General features: G+C 66.5%; 12 protein-coding genes. 7 read left to right on the top strand and 5 right to left on the bottom strand.

The genetic code is table 11. The annotated features are described in order from the left end of the window. Positions 1–9: 9 nt before the first annotated feature. The 3 genes from LV476_RS10195 to LV476_RS10185 are packed head-to-tail and all read right to left on the bottom strand — an operon-like array spanning position 10 to position 2,752. Entirely contained in the window at positions 10–1,053 is a 1,044-nt protein-coding gene (locus LV476_RS10195) for a zinc-binding alcohol dehydrogenase family protein (protein WP_250075802.1), read from the bottom strand. 57 nt (positions 1,054–1,110) lie between these two features. After that, on the bottom strand, positions 1,111–1,779 hold the full coding sequence (locus tag LV476_RS10190) for a class I SAM-dependent methyltransferase (RefSeq protein ID WP_250075800.1): 669 nt from the start codon (positions 1,777–1,779) through the stop codon (positions 1,111–1,113). A gap of 1 nt (position 1,780) precedes the next feature. Beyond that, the gene (locus LV476_RS10185; protein ID WP_250075798.1) at positions 1,781–2,752 is read right to left on the bottom strand and encodes a calcium/sodium antiporter; all 972 of its coding nucleotides are present in this window, start codon (positions 2,750–2,752) and stop codon (positions 1,781–1,783) included. Positions 2,753–2,983: 231 nt separating this feature from the next. Between LV476_RS10185 and hemP the strand changes: the two genes are divergently transcribed. Beyond that, entirely contained in the window at positions 2,984–3,145 is a 162-nt protein-coding gene (gene hemP, locus LV476_RS10180) for a hemin uptake protein HemP (RefSeq protein ID WP_250075795.1), read from the top strand. Positions 3,146–3,226: 81 nt separating this feature from the next. On the opposite strand, the gene LV476_RS10175 is transcribed toward hemP, so the two are convergent. Together LV476_RS10175 and LV476_RS10170 are read right to left on the bottom strand one after the other, a co-directional pair. Then, positions 3,227–3,814: a YceI family protein gene (locus LV476_RS10175; protein WP_250075793.1), complete on the bottom strand. Its 588-nt coding sequence runs from the start codon at positions 3,812–3,814 to the stop codon at positions 3,227–3,229. Further along, on the bottom strand, positions 3,811–4,389 hold the full coding sequence (locus LV476_RS10170; protein WP_250075791.1) for a cytochrome b: 579 nt from the start codon (positions 4,387–4,389) through the stop codon (positions 3,811–3,813). Before LV476_RS10170 ends, LV476_RS10175 begins: the two co-directional genes overlap by 4 nt. Before the next feature lie 102 nt (positions 4,390–4,491). On the opposite strand from LV476_RS10170, the gene LV476_RS10165 reads away from it, so the two are divergent. The 6 genes from LV476_RS10165 to LV476_RS10140 all read left to right on the top strand — a co-directional run bounded on the left by LV476_RS10165 (position 4,492) and on the right by LV476_RS10140 (position 14,591). Then, complete coding sequence (locus LV476_RS10165) at positions 4,492–5,436, top strand: LysR family transcriptional regulator (protein WP_250075789.1); 945 nt, start codon at positions 4,492–4,494, stop codon at positions 5,434–5,436. 114 nt (positions 5,437–5,550) lie between these two features. After that, positions 5,551–6,612, top strand: a complete 1,062-nt coding sequence (locus LV476_RS10160) for a Fe(3+) ABC transporter substrate-binding protein (protein ID WP_250075787.1) — start codon at positions 5,551–5,553, stop codon at positions 6,610–6,612. 23 nt (positions 6,613–6,635) lie between these two features. Continuing rightward, positions 6,636–8,327, top strand: coding sequence for an ABC transporter permease (locus LV476_RS10155; RefSeq protein ID WP_434062836.1), 1,692 nt, complete (start codon positions 6,636–6,638; stop codon positions 8,325–8,327). A 42-nt stretch (positions 8,328–8,369) separates the two neighbouring features. Next, positions 8,370–9,449, top strand: a complete 1,080-nt coding sequence (locus tag LV476_RS10150) for an ABC transporter ATP-binding protein (protein WP_434062824.1) — start codon at positions 8,370–8,372, stop codon at positions 9,447–9,449. Continuing rightward, positions 9,427–10,302, top strand: coding sequence for an amidohydrolase family protein (locus LV476_RS10145; RefSeq protein ID WP_250075785.1), 876 nt, complete (start codon positions 9,427–9,429; stop codon positions 10,300–10,302). The genes LV476_RS10150 and LV476_RS10145 overlap by 23 nt, the downstream gene beginning before the upstream one ends. 89 nt (positions 10,303–10,391) lie before the next feature. Further along, positions 10,392–14,591, top strand: a complete 4,200-nt coding sequence (locus tag LV476_RS10140) for an EAL domain-containing protein (protein ID WP_250075784.1) — start codon at positions 10,392–10,394, stop codon at positions 14,589–14,591. Positions 14,592–14,596 lie beyond the last annotated feature (5 nt).

The raw sequence follows: 14,596 nt of genomic DNA, 5'->3' as shown, positions 1-14,596 counted from the left end.
CTTTGACTGCTAGTCGTCGAAGCCCGCCAGGACGATCTTGCCGATCACGTGCCCACCTTCCAGGGCGCGATGGGCGGCACGCAGGTTTTCCGCATTGATCGTACCCAGCACCTCATGGCGGGTAGTCAGCACGCGCCCCTCCTCGACCATGGCCGCGACGGTATCGAGGATCTCGCCCTGCCGTCCCTTGTCGGGGGTATCGAAGCGCGGCCGGGTGAACATGTACTCCCAGAAGAACCCGACGCTCTTGTCGCGCAGCTCCTGGAACGGCAGCGGCGACTTGTTGCCGACGATGCTGGCCAGCCGCCCCTGCGGCGCGACCAGCTCGGCCATCGCCGTGTAGTGACGGTCGAGATCGTTGAAGCAGGCGATCGCCGGGATCTCCCTGATGCCGCGCTCGGCCAGCTGGGCCGGCAGGTCACCGAAATGGTCGACCACCTCGACAGCCCCCAGATCGAGACACCACTGTCGTGATTCCGGTCGTGAGGCGGTGGCGATCACCTTCAGGCCGGCATCGCGCGCGAGCTGGATCGCCATCGAACCGACCCCGCCGGCACCGTTGATAAGGAGCACCGGCGTGCCGGCATCCTCGCCGTCGGGCGACAGGCCGAGGCGGTCGAACAGGGTCTCCCAGGCCGTCAGGGCGGTCAGCGGCAGGGCCGCGGCGTCGGCGGAATCGACACCGCGCGGCGCATGGCCGACGATCGCCTCGTCGACCAGCTGGAATTCCGCGTTGCTGCCCGGGCGACCGATATCGCCGGCGTAATACACCACGTCACCCGGCTGGAAGCGGGTCACCGAAGCGCCGACTGCGTCGACCACGCCGAGGGCATCGAACCCGAGCACCCGCGGCGCCGGGTGGGCCCGGTTGTCGGGGTGATCCGGATCGGCGTGACGGGGGGCGCGCACCTTGGTATCGACCGGATTGACGGAAACCGCCTCCACCGCCACCCGCAGGTCGAAGGTCCCCGGCTCGGGCACCGGCAGATCGAAGGCACGAAAGGCCTCGGGATGGTCGACAGGCAGGTGACGTTCGAATCCGATGGCTTTCATGGCGTTCCTCGGCAGTGGCAGGACGAAACCCGACGTTAGGCAGCCCGGCCGCCTCGATCAAGTCGCGCCCGGCATCTCGAACACCGCCACGGGCGCATCAAGCGCCACCAGTCGCCAGCCGCGATCGGCGGCCAGCCAGCGAAAGGTCTCGGCGCGGAACAGGATCACGTGGGTGGGATCGCGGCGGTAGTGCCAGTCATCGAAGGCGGCCCGCTCGGGGACGAAGCCGGTCTGGACGATCAGCCGCCCGCCCGGACGCAGCAGCCATTCGAGCCGGTCGAACACCGCGGCCGGCTGGTGCAGGTGCTCGACCGTCTCGGTGCAGGCGATCACGTCGAACGGTCCGTGATCAAGTACCCGCGTATCGGGATGGAATTGCGGATCCCAGCCGACCATCTCCACGTCCTGCTCGCAGGCCATGGCGATCAAGGCCGAGTCGGGGCCGCAACCGAAGTCCAACGCGCGCACGCCCGGTGCCAGCATCTCGGCGAGGTGCCTGAAGGCCGGGGCGAGAAAGCGGCGGTAGCCGGGGTCGTCGGCGCGATTCTCGTGCAGGCGGTAGTACTCGGCCTCCGCCTCGGGTGATGGCCAGACAGTCGGGTCCCGCACCACCAGTCGACATGTCGGGCAGTCGAGGAAATCGAGCTGACGACCCTCCCGCTTCGGCCCGTCGGCAACCCTCGCGAAGGGCGTCAGGCCCGTGCCGCACAGGGGGCAGGTACTCACGTCAACCGGCGAACGTGGTGCTCAACAGGTAGGCGGTGTAGCCGACGAATGCCGCCAGCAAGAGCGCCCCTTCGATGCGGTTGAGCCGGCCGGGCCCGCGAAAACCGTAGGCGAAGAAGAACAGCGCCAGCGTCAGCACCCCCATCACCAGCATGTCGCGGGTGAACACCTCCGGCTCGGCGGCCATCGGGTGGATGACCCCGGCGAGGCCGACCACCGCCAGCGTGTTGAACAGGTTCGAGCCGATCACGTTGCCCAGCGCCATGTCGTGCTCGTTCTTGCGGATCGCCGCGATCGACGAGGCGAGTTCGGGAAGCGAGGTGCCGATGGCCACCACCGTCAGGCCGATGACGAGATCGCTGACACCGAAGAACTGGGCGATATCGACCGCTCCCCAGACCAGCAGGCGCGAACTGACCACCAGCAGGGCAAGCCCGATCGCCACCCAGATCAGGGCCTTTTTCAGCGGCATCGGGTGGGCGACCAACTCCTGCTCGACCTCGCCACCGAGGGCATCGACCTGGCCGCGCCGCCCCTGGTAGATGTTCCAGCCCAGCAGGACCACCAGAAGCACCAGCAGAATGATCGCCTCGATGCGCGTGATCTCGCCGTCGTACACCTGCAGCGCAGCGATGGCGGTCACTCCGAGCAGAATGGGCAGCTCGCGGCGGATTACCTGGGAGTGCACGGCAATCGGCGCGATCACGGCGGTCAGGCCGAGTATCAGCGCGATGTTGGCGATGTTCGAACCGTAGGCGTTCCCCAAGGCAATGCCCGGACTGCCGTCCAGCGACGACATGACCGACACCACCAACTCGGGCGCCGAGGTGCCGAACCCCATGATCACCATGCCGATCAGCAGCGGCGACATGCCCAGATGCTTCGCCGTGGCGGCCGCCCCCTCGACAAACCGGTCGGCGCTCCAGACCAGCAGCGCGAGACCGATCAATACCGCGATGGACGCCATCAACATTGCGCTTTCTCCCTCACCAAGACGGTTGGCGGCGTGCCCGGAGTCCGAATGGGCCCGCCGATCAAGTGCGGCACTTTACTGCATTTGCCGACCGGGCGAACACGATCACGGGCAGCCGCCTGTGCCATCCGGCGACGCCGCCCTCATTTATGCGGATGCGACTCGTTTGCGTTTGCATCCGCGATTAATCATACTGGCCGCCACACTCATCGATCCGCGAGCCCCAGAGAAATGTCCGACAAGACCGCCGCCCCCATTCCTCGACTGACAGAGATCCCCCGGGTTTCCAGCCAGGCATTGCTGGGGGATCACGGTCAGTTGTGGATCGACCACCAGGGCCAGCGCTATCTGCTCAAGACAACCGCCAGCAACAAGCTGATCCTGACCAAGTGAGGCCATGAACAAGACAGCCCGGCCGGGATCACCCAGGCCGGGCCGTCAGCGACACGCAGTCGCGCCCCTAGGGCGAAGGCGCTACTGTCGAACACCCTCGACCGACAGGCTCAGTTCGGCCTCGGTGGCGGCCGGCCCGAGGTCGTAGTCGATGCCGAAGTCCTTGAGCGTCAGCGTGGTGGTGCCGTGGAAGCCGGCGCGGTAGCCGCCCCAGGGATCCTCGCCCTCGCCGATCTTCTCGGCCTCGATCTCGATCTCCTTGGTCACGCCGCGCATCGTCAGATCGCCGATGATGACAAAGCTGTCCTCGCCGGTGGACCGAATCTCGGTGCTCTTGAACGTGGCTTGCGGAAATTCCTTCACGTAGAAGAAGTCCTTCTCGCGCAGGTGCTTGTCACGTTCGGCGTGGTTCGAATCCAGGCTGGCCATGTCGATGCTGACCTCGACGCTGGCGTCCTCGATCTGGCCATCCTCATACTCGAAGTGGCCCTCGAAATCATTGAATCGGCCGTACAGCCAGGAAAAGCCCAAGTGCTGGATGCGCCACTCGATAAAAGCGTGCTGCCCCTCGGTATCGATGACGTACTCGGCGGCCTGCGCCTGCGTCGGCAGCATAGTGGCCGGCGCGACGATCGCAGCGGCAAGCACGGCAGCAGTCAGTTTCTTCATGATCGATCTCCCTCGTTGTTTGCGGAATCGTTCGGTATCGGGCGCAGCATGCGCACGAGCGTCAGGTCACGGTCGATGATGTGGTGCTTCAGCGCGGCGGAGGCGTGGAGCACGGTCAGCCCCATAACAGCCCAGGCCAGCCAGCGATGGATGTCACCGGCGACGTCCTCCTGGTTCGGCAGGCCGCTCACCGTGGCCGGCACGGAGAACAGGCCGAACACTTCGATCGGGCTGCCATCTGCCGTCGATATCAGGTACCCGGCAACCATCACCGCGAACAGCAACAGGTAGAACAGGCCGTGAACCACCAGGGCAATCCGCTGCTCCAGCCGCCGGCCGAGCAACCGGGGCCGGGGATTCGCCCAGCGCCAGGCCAGACGCCCGACGAGCAGGAAGAACAGCAGGATGCCCACCGCCTTGTGGATCGCGGGCGCCTGCCGGTACCACGGGTCGTAGTAGGTCAGCTCGACCATCCACCATCCCAGGACGAACAGCCCGATCACCAGCACGGCAACCAGCCAGTGGGCCATGATCGCGACCGAGCCGTATCCGCCGCTGGTATTCCGCCACTGCATCCACCTCCCCTCCATCCGTATAAATGTGAAGCAAGTCTGGTCGTTGCCGACGGGGTTTTAAACCACTAACCTCTCAAAACACTGTTGCCCAAACGAGAACGAATGGACCGCTTCAATGCCATGGCCACCTTCGCCTGCGTGGCGGATGTTGGATCGATCAGCGGCGCCGCGGAACGGCTCGGCATTGCCAAGTCGGCCGTCAGCCGACGCCTGCGCGATCTGGAGAATCACCTCGGGGTCGAGTTGATTCATCGCACCACGCGGCACCTCGCCCTCACGCCCTCCGGCGAGCACTTCTACCACCGGGCGACTCGCCTGCTCGCGGATCTGGACGAGGCCGAGGAATCGGTTACCCGTGAACACCGCGAGCTGTCCGGCGTCATCCGCTTGGCCGCCCCGTTGTCTTTCGGTCTCCTGCAGTTGCAACCAGCAATCAACGCGTTCATGGCTGCCCATCCGCGCGTGACCTTCGACCTCAATCTCGATGACCACGAGGTCGATCTGATCGCCGATGGCTTCGACCTGGGCGTACGACTGGCGAGCCTGCCCGACTCCACTCTGATCGCCCGCAAGCTGGCGCCTATACGCAGCATCGCCGCGGCCAGCCCCGATTACCTGGCACGCCACGGCACGCCGCGACATCCCTCCGAACTGGTGAGCCACGACTGCCTGATCTACAGCAACGTGCCGGCAAACCAGGTATGGCGGTATCGCGACACGCAGGGACGCTGGCAGCCGGTCACGGGGCACACCCGGTTGCGGGTCAACAATGGCGACTTCCTGCGCGAAGCGGCGATCCGAGGTGCCGGCATCGTCATCGAGCCCACCTTCCTGCTGCATCAGGCGCTCGCCGAGGGGCGGCTGGTGCCGATCCTGACGGATACCGCCTGGCCCGAGATCGGCGCCTACGCGGTCTACCCGCAGACACGGCATCTCTCGGCACGGGTACGCGCCTTCATCGACTTCCTCGGCCAGCGGTTTGCGGGCGAGCCTTACTGGGACCAGCTCACACCGACGGGACAAGGATACCAATCGAAGTTGGACTAGGAATGATTCTCATTTGACAGCTCATCCCGCCTCGGCTATCGTGGCCCCGCTTTCACGTGATCAAGCCGTTTTCATCAGAATTACAACCAACGACCCACCACGAGGTTTCATTACATGTCCCGGTTCATTCGATTCGCCGCCATGGCGCTCGCCGCTTCGGGCCTCACGCTGGCCGGCTGCAGTGACAATGGCGACCAGGCCGACAACACCGGCGCCGAGCAGGCCACGACCACGCTGAACGTCTACTCGGCCCGCAAGGAAGACCTGATCGCCCCGCTGCTCGACCGCTTCACCGACGAGACCGGCATCGAGGTCAAGCTGCTGACCGCCAAGGCGGGTGCATTGCGGTCCCGTCTGGAAAGTGAAGGCGACAACACCCCGGCCGACCTGCTGATCACCGTCGATGCCGGCAACCTGCACCGCGCCAAGGATGCCGGCGTGCTGCAGGCAATCGAATCCGACACACTGGCCGAGCGCATCCCGGCCAATCTGCGTGACGTCGACAACCAGTGGTTCGGCCTGTCGCAGCGTGCCCGGGTCATCTTTGCCCACAAGGAGCGCGTCGAGGAAGGCGCCATCACCAGCTACGCCGACCTGGCCGATCCCAAGTTCAAGGGCCGCATCTGCATCCGCTCGTCGAACAACATCTACAACCAGTCGCTGGTTGCCTCCCTGATCGCCGAGCACGGCGAGGACTGGACCCAGGAATGGGCCGAAGGCCTGGTCGCCAACATGGCGCGCAAGCCGCAGGGCGGCGATCGTGACCAGATCCGCGCCGTGGCTGCCGGCGAGTGCGACATCGCCGTGGGGAACACCTACTACTACGGCGCCATGCAAAACGGCAACGAGACCGACAAGTCGGCTGCCGAGTCCGTGCGCCTGATCTGGCCGAACCAGGACGGCCGTGGTGCGCACGTCAACGTCTCCGGTGCCGGCATGGTGGCCGCCAGCGACAAGACCGACGCGGTCGCGCAACTGCTCGAGTTCCTCACCACCGAGGAATCGCAGGAGTGGTACGCCCAGGTGAACAACGAGTTCCCGGTCCGTCCCGGTGTCCCGGCGTCCGACACGCTGGCCCAGTGGGGCGACTTCAAGGCCGACGATCTCAACCTGAGCAAGCTCGGCGAACTCAACCCTGACGCGGTCCGCCTGATGGACCGGGCCGGATGGCAGTAAGCACCGGCCAGACAGCCGAATCCATGATCGACAAGCCACTTGCCCGCCATCGGGCAGGTGGCTTTTCTGCGTGGAAAACGGGCATGATCCTGATCACCGCGCTGCTGGCCGTGCCGCTCGCGGTGATCGTCGCGTCCGTGTTCTGGCCCGACAAGTCGACCTGGTCTCACCTGGCCGACACAGTCCTGGCCGATTACGTCATCAACTCGGCCCTGCTCGCCATCGGCGTGGGGCTGGGTACCTTCGTGCTCGGCACCGGCACGGCCTGGTTGCTTTCGGTCTGCGAATTCCCCGGACGCCGGGTGTTCGAATGGGCCCTGCTGCTGCCGCTGGCCATGCCGGCCTACATCATCGCCTACACCTACACCGGTCTTCTCGACGTGGCCGGCCCGGTCCAGTCCGGGCTGAGGGCACTGACCGGCTGGTCGGTGGGCGACTACCCCTTCCCCGAGGTCCGCTCGCTGGGCGGCGCCATCGTCATGCTGACGCTGGTGCTCTACCCCTATGTCTACATGCTCTCGCGGGCGGCCTTTCTCGAGCAGTCGGCCAGCGCGCTGAACGTGGCCCGCTCGCTGGGACTCAACCCCTGGCAGATGTTCCGTCGCGTCGCCCTGCCGCTGGCCCGGCCGTCGATCGTGGCCGGGCTGTCGCTCGCCGTGATGGAAACGCTGGCCGACTACGGCACGGTGCAGTACTTCGGCATCCCGACGCTCACGACCGGCATCTTCCGCACCTGGTTCGGCCTGGACGACACCATCGCCGCCGCGCAGCTCTCCGCCCTGCTGCTGACCTTCGTCTTCACGGTGATCATCATCGAGCGGCTCTCGCGGCGACAGGCGCGCTATCACCACCACGGCAACTGGCAGGCCCGGCCGTCGTTCCAGCTGCGGGGCAGTGCCGCGCTGCTGGCCTTCGTCGCCTGTGCCCTGCCGTTGGCCCTGGGCTTTCTCGTCCCGTCACTGCAACTGCTCGCATGGAGCTTCGAGGTGACCCCGACCCGCGATCTGGGCGAGTTCGCCGTGCTGGTGGGCCGGTCGCTGGGGCTGGCCGGGGTGACCGCCATACTGGCCCTGCTGCTGGCGCTGTTCCTCGCCTACGGGCACCGGCTGATGCCGGGACGCCTGACCGCCTCGATCAACCGGGTCGCCGGGATGGGCTACGCCCTGCCCGGCACCGTAATCGCGGTAGGCGTGATCATTCCCTTCGCGGCGTTCGACAATGCCCTGGACGGCTTTGTGCGCGAACGCTTCGGCCTGTCGACCGGCCTGCTGCTCTCCGGCACGCTCGCCGCCTTGGTGTTTGCCTACTTGGTGCGCTTTCTCGCCGTCAGCCTGAACACGGTCGAGGCGGGTCTGGGACGCATTCGCCCCAGCATGGACGAAGCATCGCGTTCGATGGGAGCAAGCGCCTGGCGAACGTTGTGGCGGGTGCATATCCCGCTGATTCGTGGCAGTCTTCTCACCGCCGCATTGCTGGTGTTCGTCGACGTGCTCAAGGAGCTGCCGGCGACCCTGGTCCTGCGGCCGTTCGATTTCAACACGCTGGCGGTCAGGGCATTCGAGCTGGCCTCCGACGAGCGACTGCGGGATGCCGCGCTGCCCGCGCTGGCCATCGTCGCCGCCGGCCTGATCCCGGTGATCCTGGTCAGTCGCTCGATCACCCGCGCGAGAGGACATGAAGGCACAGCCCCCAGCCACGAACTTGTCGATGAGTAGACGCCCATATCCCGCGACATCCATCGTGGAGGCCGACACGCCGTGAGCGAGAGCCTGAGCCTGGTCGACCTGACGGTCCGTTTCGGCGAGGCGACCGCCGTCGACAACGTCAACCTGCGCCTGCCGACCGGCGTGATCGGTTGCCTGCTCGGCCCGTCGGGCTGCGGCAAGACCTCGATCCTGCGCACCGTCGCCGGCTTCGAGTCGCCCAGTGCCGGCGTGGTGCGCCTGCACGGCGACACGGTGGCGGGCGCCGGCTGGGGGCACCCGCCTGAGCAGCGTCGCGTCGGCATGATCTTCCAGGATCTGGCGCTATTCCCGCATCTGACGGTGGCCGACAACATCGGCTTCGGCCTGCCGAAAAAACCGGCCGAGGCCCGCCGCCGGCGTATTGAGGAACTGTTGGATCTCGTGGGCCTGCCGGGCATGGGCAAGCGCTACCCACACCATATGTCCGGCGGCCAGCAGCAACGCGTGGCCATCGCCCGTGCGCTCGCCCCTCGGCCCGACATCCTGCTGCTCGACGAGCCGTTCTCCAGCCTCGACGTCGAGCTGCGTGAGACCCTGCCGCGCGAGCTGCGCGACATCCTGCGCGAGGCGGAAACCACCGCCCTGTTGGTCACCCACGACCAAACGGAAGCATTCGCCATGGCGGATATCGTCGGGGTGATGCAGGCCGGCCGCCTCCACCAGTGGGACACCGCCTACAACCTCTACCACCGCCCGGAGACCCCGTTCGTGGCCGACTTCATCGGCCAGGGCACCCGGATCGCCGGCACGATCGTCGGCCCCGGCCGGGTGAAGACCGAGCTGGGCCTGCTCGAGGGTCAAGTCTCGCACGAGTATCCGCCGGGCACCGACGTCGACGTGCTGGTCCGACCCGACGACGTGATCATCGATGCCGACGGCCCGGGCGTGGCCGAGATCGAGGAACGCGTCTTCCGCGGTGCGAACTTCCTCTACACGCTGTCGCTGCCCGGCGGCACCCGGCTACTCAGTCTCGCCCCCAGTCACGACCACTACGCCCCCGGCGTGCGCGTGAGCCTGCGTCCGGCATTCACCCACCTGGTGCTGTTCCCGCGCGGGGACGTCTCGACTCATGCCGATTCGGACGACGACTGAGCGCTCGGTCGCCCTCGCCTTGTGGCTGGCAGCCCTGCTGTTTGCCACGCCGGTGGCGGCCCAGACGCCGCTGTTCGACGCCCATCTCCACTACAACGCCGAGCAGCGGGCGGCCATCGCGCCGGACGAGATCCTCGCCACCCTGGAGGCCAACGGCATCGAGCACGCCGTGGTCACCAGCATGCCGCCGGAGACGGTCCAGGCGCTGGCGCAGCTTGCCCCCGAGCGGATCGTGCCGTTTCTCGGCGTCTACCGGACCCGCGCCGACAAGGAACGCTGGATGCACCAGCCGGATCTGCCCGAGCGGGTGATCGACTGGCTGGAGGCGGGCGACTACCGCGGCATCGGCGAGCTGCACATCTTCGGGCGTGACCGCAACAGCCCGGTGCTGGAACGACTGGTGCGTATCGCCGCCGAGCGCGACCTGGTGCTGATGATCCACGGCGATCTCGCCATCATCGACCGCATCTTCGCCATCGCCCCGACGGTGCAGGTGCTCTGGGCCCACCTCGGCGCCAACCCGGATCCGACCATCCTGCGCGCAGCACTCGCCCGTCACCCGCAGCACCTGTACATCGATACCTCGGTGCGCGATGCACGGTTTCTCGACGAGCGTGGCGATCTGCGCCCGGAATGGCGCGCCCTGTTCCTCGATCACCCCTATCGCTTTGTCGTCGGGGTAGACACCTACAGCACCAAGCGCTGGCAGGCTTACGGCGAGGTTGCCTCGACCATCCGCCGCTGGCTGGACCAGCTGCCGGTCTCGGTCGCCCGCCGGATCGGCCGCGAAAACGCCCGCGAACTGCTACTCGACCCGCTGGCCTTGGACTATCCTCCGGGAACCGCCCGCTAGGCCGACGCTGGACACCCCGCCCCGGGCGGCGGCATGCTATCCGACGGATCGCTGTCAGCGCGCACAACGGAAGGCAAACGACTGAACTGATGGGCACGACAAAGAAATCCAGTCTCGCCGGTTCGCCTCTTGCCGTCAGCCTTCTCTATGGCGTGTTCGCCTCGCTGTGGATCCTGAGCTCCGACTGGCTGCTCCGACAGCTACCCGCATCCCACCCGGCCAGCGACACCATCAAGGGGCTGCTGTTCGTCGGCGTCACCAGCCTGCTGCTGTTCCTGCTGCTCTCGATCCTGTACCGCCAGCGTGAGGACAATACCGCCCCCGCCGACTCCCTCGACGTGGAGTATCGTGCGCCGCCGCGTGGCCGCCGCATCCTGCTGGGGGTATTGGGCCTGGTGGTGCTGGTCGCCCTCGTGGCGGTGGGCATCTTCCGCCTGCAGGCACCGCACCTGATCCAGGAGGCCAGGAACACGTTCGCCACCGAGGCCGAGCTCAAGGCCGGCCGTATCGCCCAGTGGCTGCAGGAACGCCGGGGCGACACCCTTGTGTTGCAGAACCAGTACCGGGACAACACCCGTCTTCGTGCCCTGCTCGACGAGCGGGAAACCGCGCACGAACGCCAGCGCCTCGAAGCGCACTTCCAGACGCTGCTCACCGCCTATCACTACGAATCGCTGGCGCTGCTCACTCCCGACGGCCAGCCGATCATCACGGTCGGCAACTGGAGCGAACTCGACGAATCGGTCCGACAACGACTGGAGGGGCTCGGCCAAGAGGCGAAAAGGCTGCCGATGCGCCAGGGCGCGGACGGGCACGTGCACCTCGACTGGCTGGTTCCCATCCACCTGGATGCCGACCCAACCCCGGATGCGATATTCCTGCTCCGTGCCGCCCCCAGCACGCAGTGGTTTCCACTGATACGGCAAAGCCACGGCACCATGAACGCGATGCTGGTCCGTGTGGACGGAAGCGAGGTCCGCCACCTGACGATTCCCGCCCACGACGATGACCCGCGCGCATTCCGCCACCCCGTCGAGACAGGCCCGTTCCCGGTCGACGCCTTGGCGGCCGAGGCGGACCCCGCCGTGGTGGAGGGCACGGACTTCCACGGAAAGCCGGTGATTGCCGCCATCCACCCGATCACAGGCTCCGACTGGTCGCTGATCGTCAAGGACTCGCGCGCCAACGTCCTCCGCCCCCTTCACACCCTGCTGGCGTGGATCACCGTGATCGGCTTCTTCGCGCTGGTGGTGATCGCCGGGATGTTGCTGCTTCTGTGGCGCAAGAGCCAGCAGAACTACCGTCTGTCGCTGGCCAGCCGTTCCGCCCGTCAGGACCGGCTACTGCGCAGCTTCTACGATCTCCCCTTCATCGGCATGTCGATCACCGCCGCCTCGAGCCGTCGCATCGAGCGGGTGAACACTCGCATGGCCGAGATCCTCGGCCACTCACCGGAAGCTCTCGTCGGAGAGAACTGGCGCGCCCTGACCCAGGATGCCGACGGTCACCGGCAGCCCGAGAACCCGGCCGCCGAGGACCTGATCGCCGGGCGCATCGACCACTACCGCACCGAACACCAGTTGACCCGCCCCGACGGAAAGGAGCTGTTCGTTCGCTTCGAGGTCCGGGCCACCCGGGCACCCAGCGGCGAGGCGGAGTACCTGATCGCCACAGCCGAGGACATCACCGCCCAGCGCGAAGCGCACCGGGCCCTGCGCCACCAGAAAGACCTCTACGACTTCCTTTCGCAGACCAACCAGGCCGTCACTCGCTGCGAAAGCGCCGACGAGCTTTTCCACCAGGTCTGCGAGATCGCCGTGGTGCATGGCCACCTGTCATTGGCATGGGTGGGGCTGATCGACGAGTCGAGCGGTGCGGTTCAACCGGTCGCCCACTACGGCGACGAGACCGGTTACCTCGAACAGATCGAGGTCAGCATCCATGCCTGGGAACCGGCCGGCCAGGGACCGGTGGGGCGCTGCATCCGCAACGACCGACTGGAGGTGATGAACCAGTTCCAGACCGCTGCCGACTCCAGCCCCTGGCATCGCCCGGCGCGGCAGGCGCAGATCAACTCGGTCGCGGCCTTTCCCATTGCCCGCGAGGGCAGAATCATCGGCAGCATGGCGCTGTATGCCCACGAGAGCGACTTCTTCGACCTGATCATCCGGGAGACGGTCAACGACCTTGCCGCCGACCTGTCGTTCGCCATGGACCACTTCGACCGCCTCGACGCCCTATCGAGGGCGCGCGAGGCCGTACAGGCCAGCCCCTCGGTACTGTTCCGCTGGCGCGCCGAGCCGGGCTGGCCGGTGGAATACGTCTCCGAGAACATCCACCGCTGGGGCTACGATGCGACCGAATGGCAGAACGGCGAGACCCTGTTCGCCGACTTCATCCACCCGGAAGACTTCCCACGCGTCGACGAGGAGATCGCCGGGTTCACCGAAAGCCGCGAGAGCAATTTCCTGCAGGAATACCGGCTGCGCATGGCCGACGGCACCTACCGCTGGTTCGAGGAAGTCACCCGCATCGAGTTCGACGACGCCGGCGAGGTCAGCGGCTATGCCGGTGTGCTGACCGACGTCCACGCCCGCCACGAGATCGAGGAACACGAGCGCCTGATGGCCCAGGTGATCGAGAACACCCGCGAGGGCGTAATCATCACCGATCAGAACGAGGTGATCGTCGAGGTAAATCCGGCCTTCACCAACCTGACCGGCTATACCGCGAAGGAGGCAATCGGCCGCACGCCGGCTTTCCTGCAGTCCGGCCAGCACGACCGGCACTTCTTCCGTCGCATGTGGTCGACGCTGCAACGCGAGGGCTACTGGCAAGGGGAAATCTGGAACCGGCGCAAGAACGGCGAGACCTTCCCCGAGATCCTGAGCATCAGCACCGTCGCCGATCGCGATGGCAGCATCACCCACTACGTGGGCCTGTTCCTCGACATCTCGCGGCAGAAGGAGAACGAGTCGAAGCTGGAATACCTGGCCAATCACGACCCCCTCACCGGCCTGCCCAACCGCGAGCAGCTGGTCTCGCGCATGCAGCAGTTGCTGAACAGCGCCGAACAGCAGGGCCAGGGACTCGGCGTGCTGATGATCGACCTGGACCGGTTCAAGGACATCAATGACAGCCTCGGGCATGCCTCGGGCGATCAGCTCCTGATCAAGGTCGGCGAGCGACTGACCGGCCGTTTCCCGCAGATCGACGCCGTCGCCCGCCTCGGCGGTGACGAATTCGCCGTGGTCCTGACCGGACTGGACGACGACGCCGAAGCCGGCCGGATCGCCGAACAGCTGATTCACGCGCTCGGCGACCCGTGGGAGCTGCCCAACGGCCAGCAGGTCCGGGTGATGGCCTCCATCGGCATCAGCCTCTACCCACGCTTCGCCGATACCGCCCACGGCCTGCTGCAGCAGGCCGACACTGCCCTTTACCGCGCCAAGGAGGAAGGGCGGGCAACCTTCCGCTATTTCTCCGACGAAATGACCAACGCGGCACGCGACCGGATATCACTGGAGCTTGAGCTACGCCGTGCGATCGACAACGATCAGTTGCGCCTGGTCTTCCAGCCGCAGATCAACCTCGCGGACGACTCGATGCAGGGGGCCGAAGTACTGGTCCGCTGGCAGCACCCCACCGAGGGACTGATCTCGCCGGACCGGTTCATCCCGGTGGCCGAGACCACGGGACTGATCTGGCCGCTGGGTCGGTGGGTGCTCGAACAGACCTGCCGCATGGGCCGTCGCTGGCTTGACGAGGGACGCGACTTCGGCCGGCTCGCGGTCAACCTTTCCGCCCACCAACTCCGTCAGGGCGAGGTCGGCACGCTGGTGCAGGACATCCTCGCCGACACCGGCATGCCGGCCGACCGGCTCGAACTTGAACTGACGGAAAGCGCGATCGTCCGTCGCGAGGCCGAGGCACGCCAACTCCTCTCCCGACTGCGGGCAATGGGTGTGCACGTCGCACTCGACGACTTCGGCACCGGCTACTCGTCGCTCGGCCAGCTGCGCCAGTTCGCCATCGACGTGCTCAAGATCGACAAGCGCTTCGTCGACCTGATCGAGGAGCCCGAGGACCGCGGCCAGATCGCCCGTGTGATCATCGACCTGGGCCACACCCTCGGCCTCAAGGTGCTGGCCGAAGGTGTCGAGAACGAAGCCCAACGCGCCTTCCTCGCCCAGCATCACTGCGACACCTACCAGGGCTATCTGGCAAGCCACCCGCTGCCGGCCGACGAGTTCGCCCGCCGGTACCTGGCGGACCAAACCTCGACCTGATCGAC

The sequence above is a fragment of the Guyparkeria hydrothermalis genome, from assembly GCF_023555385.1.
Classification (GTDB): Bacteria; Pseudomonadota; Gammaproteobacteria; order Halothiobacillales; family Halothiobacillaceae; genus Guyparkeria; species Guyparkeria hydrothermalis_A.
This window is presented reverse-complemented; position numbering and strand designations above follow the sequence as displayed.

Excerpts from the sequence above, each read along its gene's own strand:
- LV476_RS10145 (WP_250075785.1), top strand. The coding sequence starts at position 9,427 with ATGCCGATTCGGACGACGACTGAGCGCTCGGTCGCCCTCGCCTTGTGG.
- hemP (WP_250075795.1), top strand. The coding sequence starts at position 2,984 with ATGTCCGACAAGACCGCCGCCCCCATTCCTCGACTGACAGAGATCCCC.
- LV476_RS10195 (WP_250075802.1), bottom strand. The coding sequence starts at position 1,053 with ATGAAAGCCATCGGATTCGAACGTCACCTGCCTGTCGACCATCCCGAG.
- LV476_RS10185 (WP_250075798.1), bottom strand. The coding sequence starts at position 2,752 with ATGTTGATGGCGTCCATCGCGGTATTGATCGGTCTCGCGCTGCTGGTC.
- LV476_RS10155 (WP_434062836.1), top strand. The coding sequence starts at position 6,636 with ATGATCGACAAGCCACTTGCCCGCCATCGGGCAGGTGGCTTTTCTGCG.
- LV476_RS10140 (WP_250075784.1), top strand. The coding sequence starts at position 10,392 with ATGGGCACGACAAAGAAATCCAGTCTCGCCGGTTCGCCTCTTGCCGTC.
- LV476_RS10175 (WP_250075793.1), bottom strand. The coding sequence starts at position 3,814 with ATGAAGAAACTGACTGCTGCCGTGCTTGCCGCTGCGATCGTCGCGCCG.
- LV476_RS10170 (WP_250075791.1), bottom strand. The coding sequence starts at position 4,389 with ATGCAGTGGCGGAATACCAGCGGCGGATACGGCTCGGTCGCGATCATG.
- LV476_RS10165 (WP_250075789.1), top strand. The coding sequence starts at position 4,492 with ATGGACCGCTTCAATGCCATGGCCACCTTCGCCTGCGTGGCGGATGTT.
- LV476_RS10160 (WP_250075787.1), top strand. The coding sequence starts at position 5,551 with ATGTCCCGGTTCATTCGATTCGCCGCCATGGCGCTCGCCGCTTCGGGC.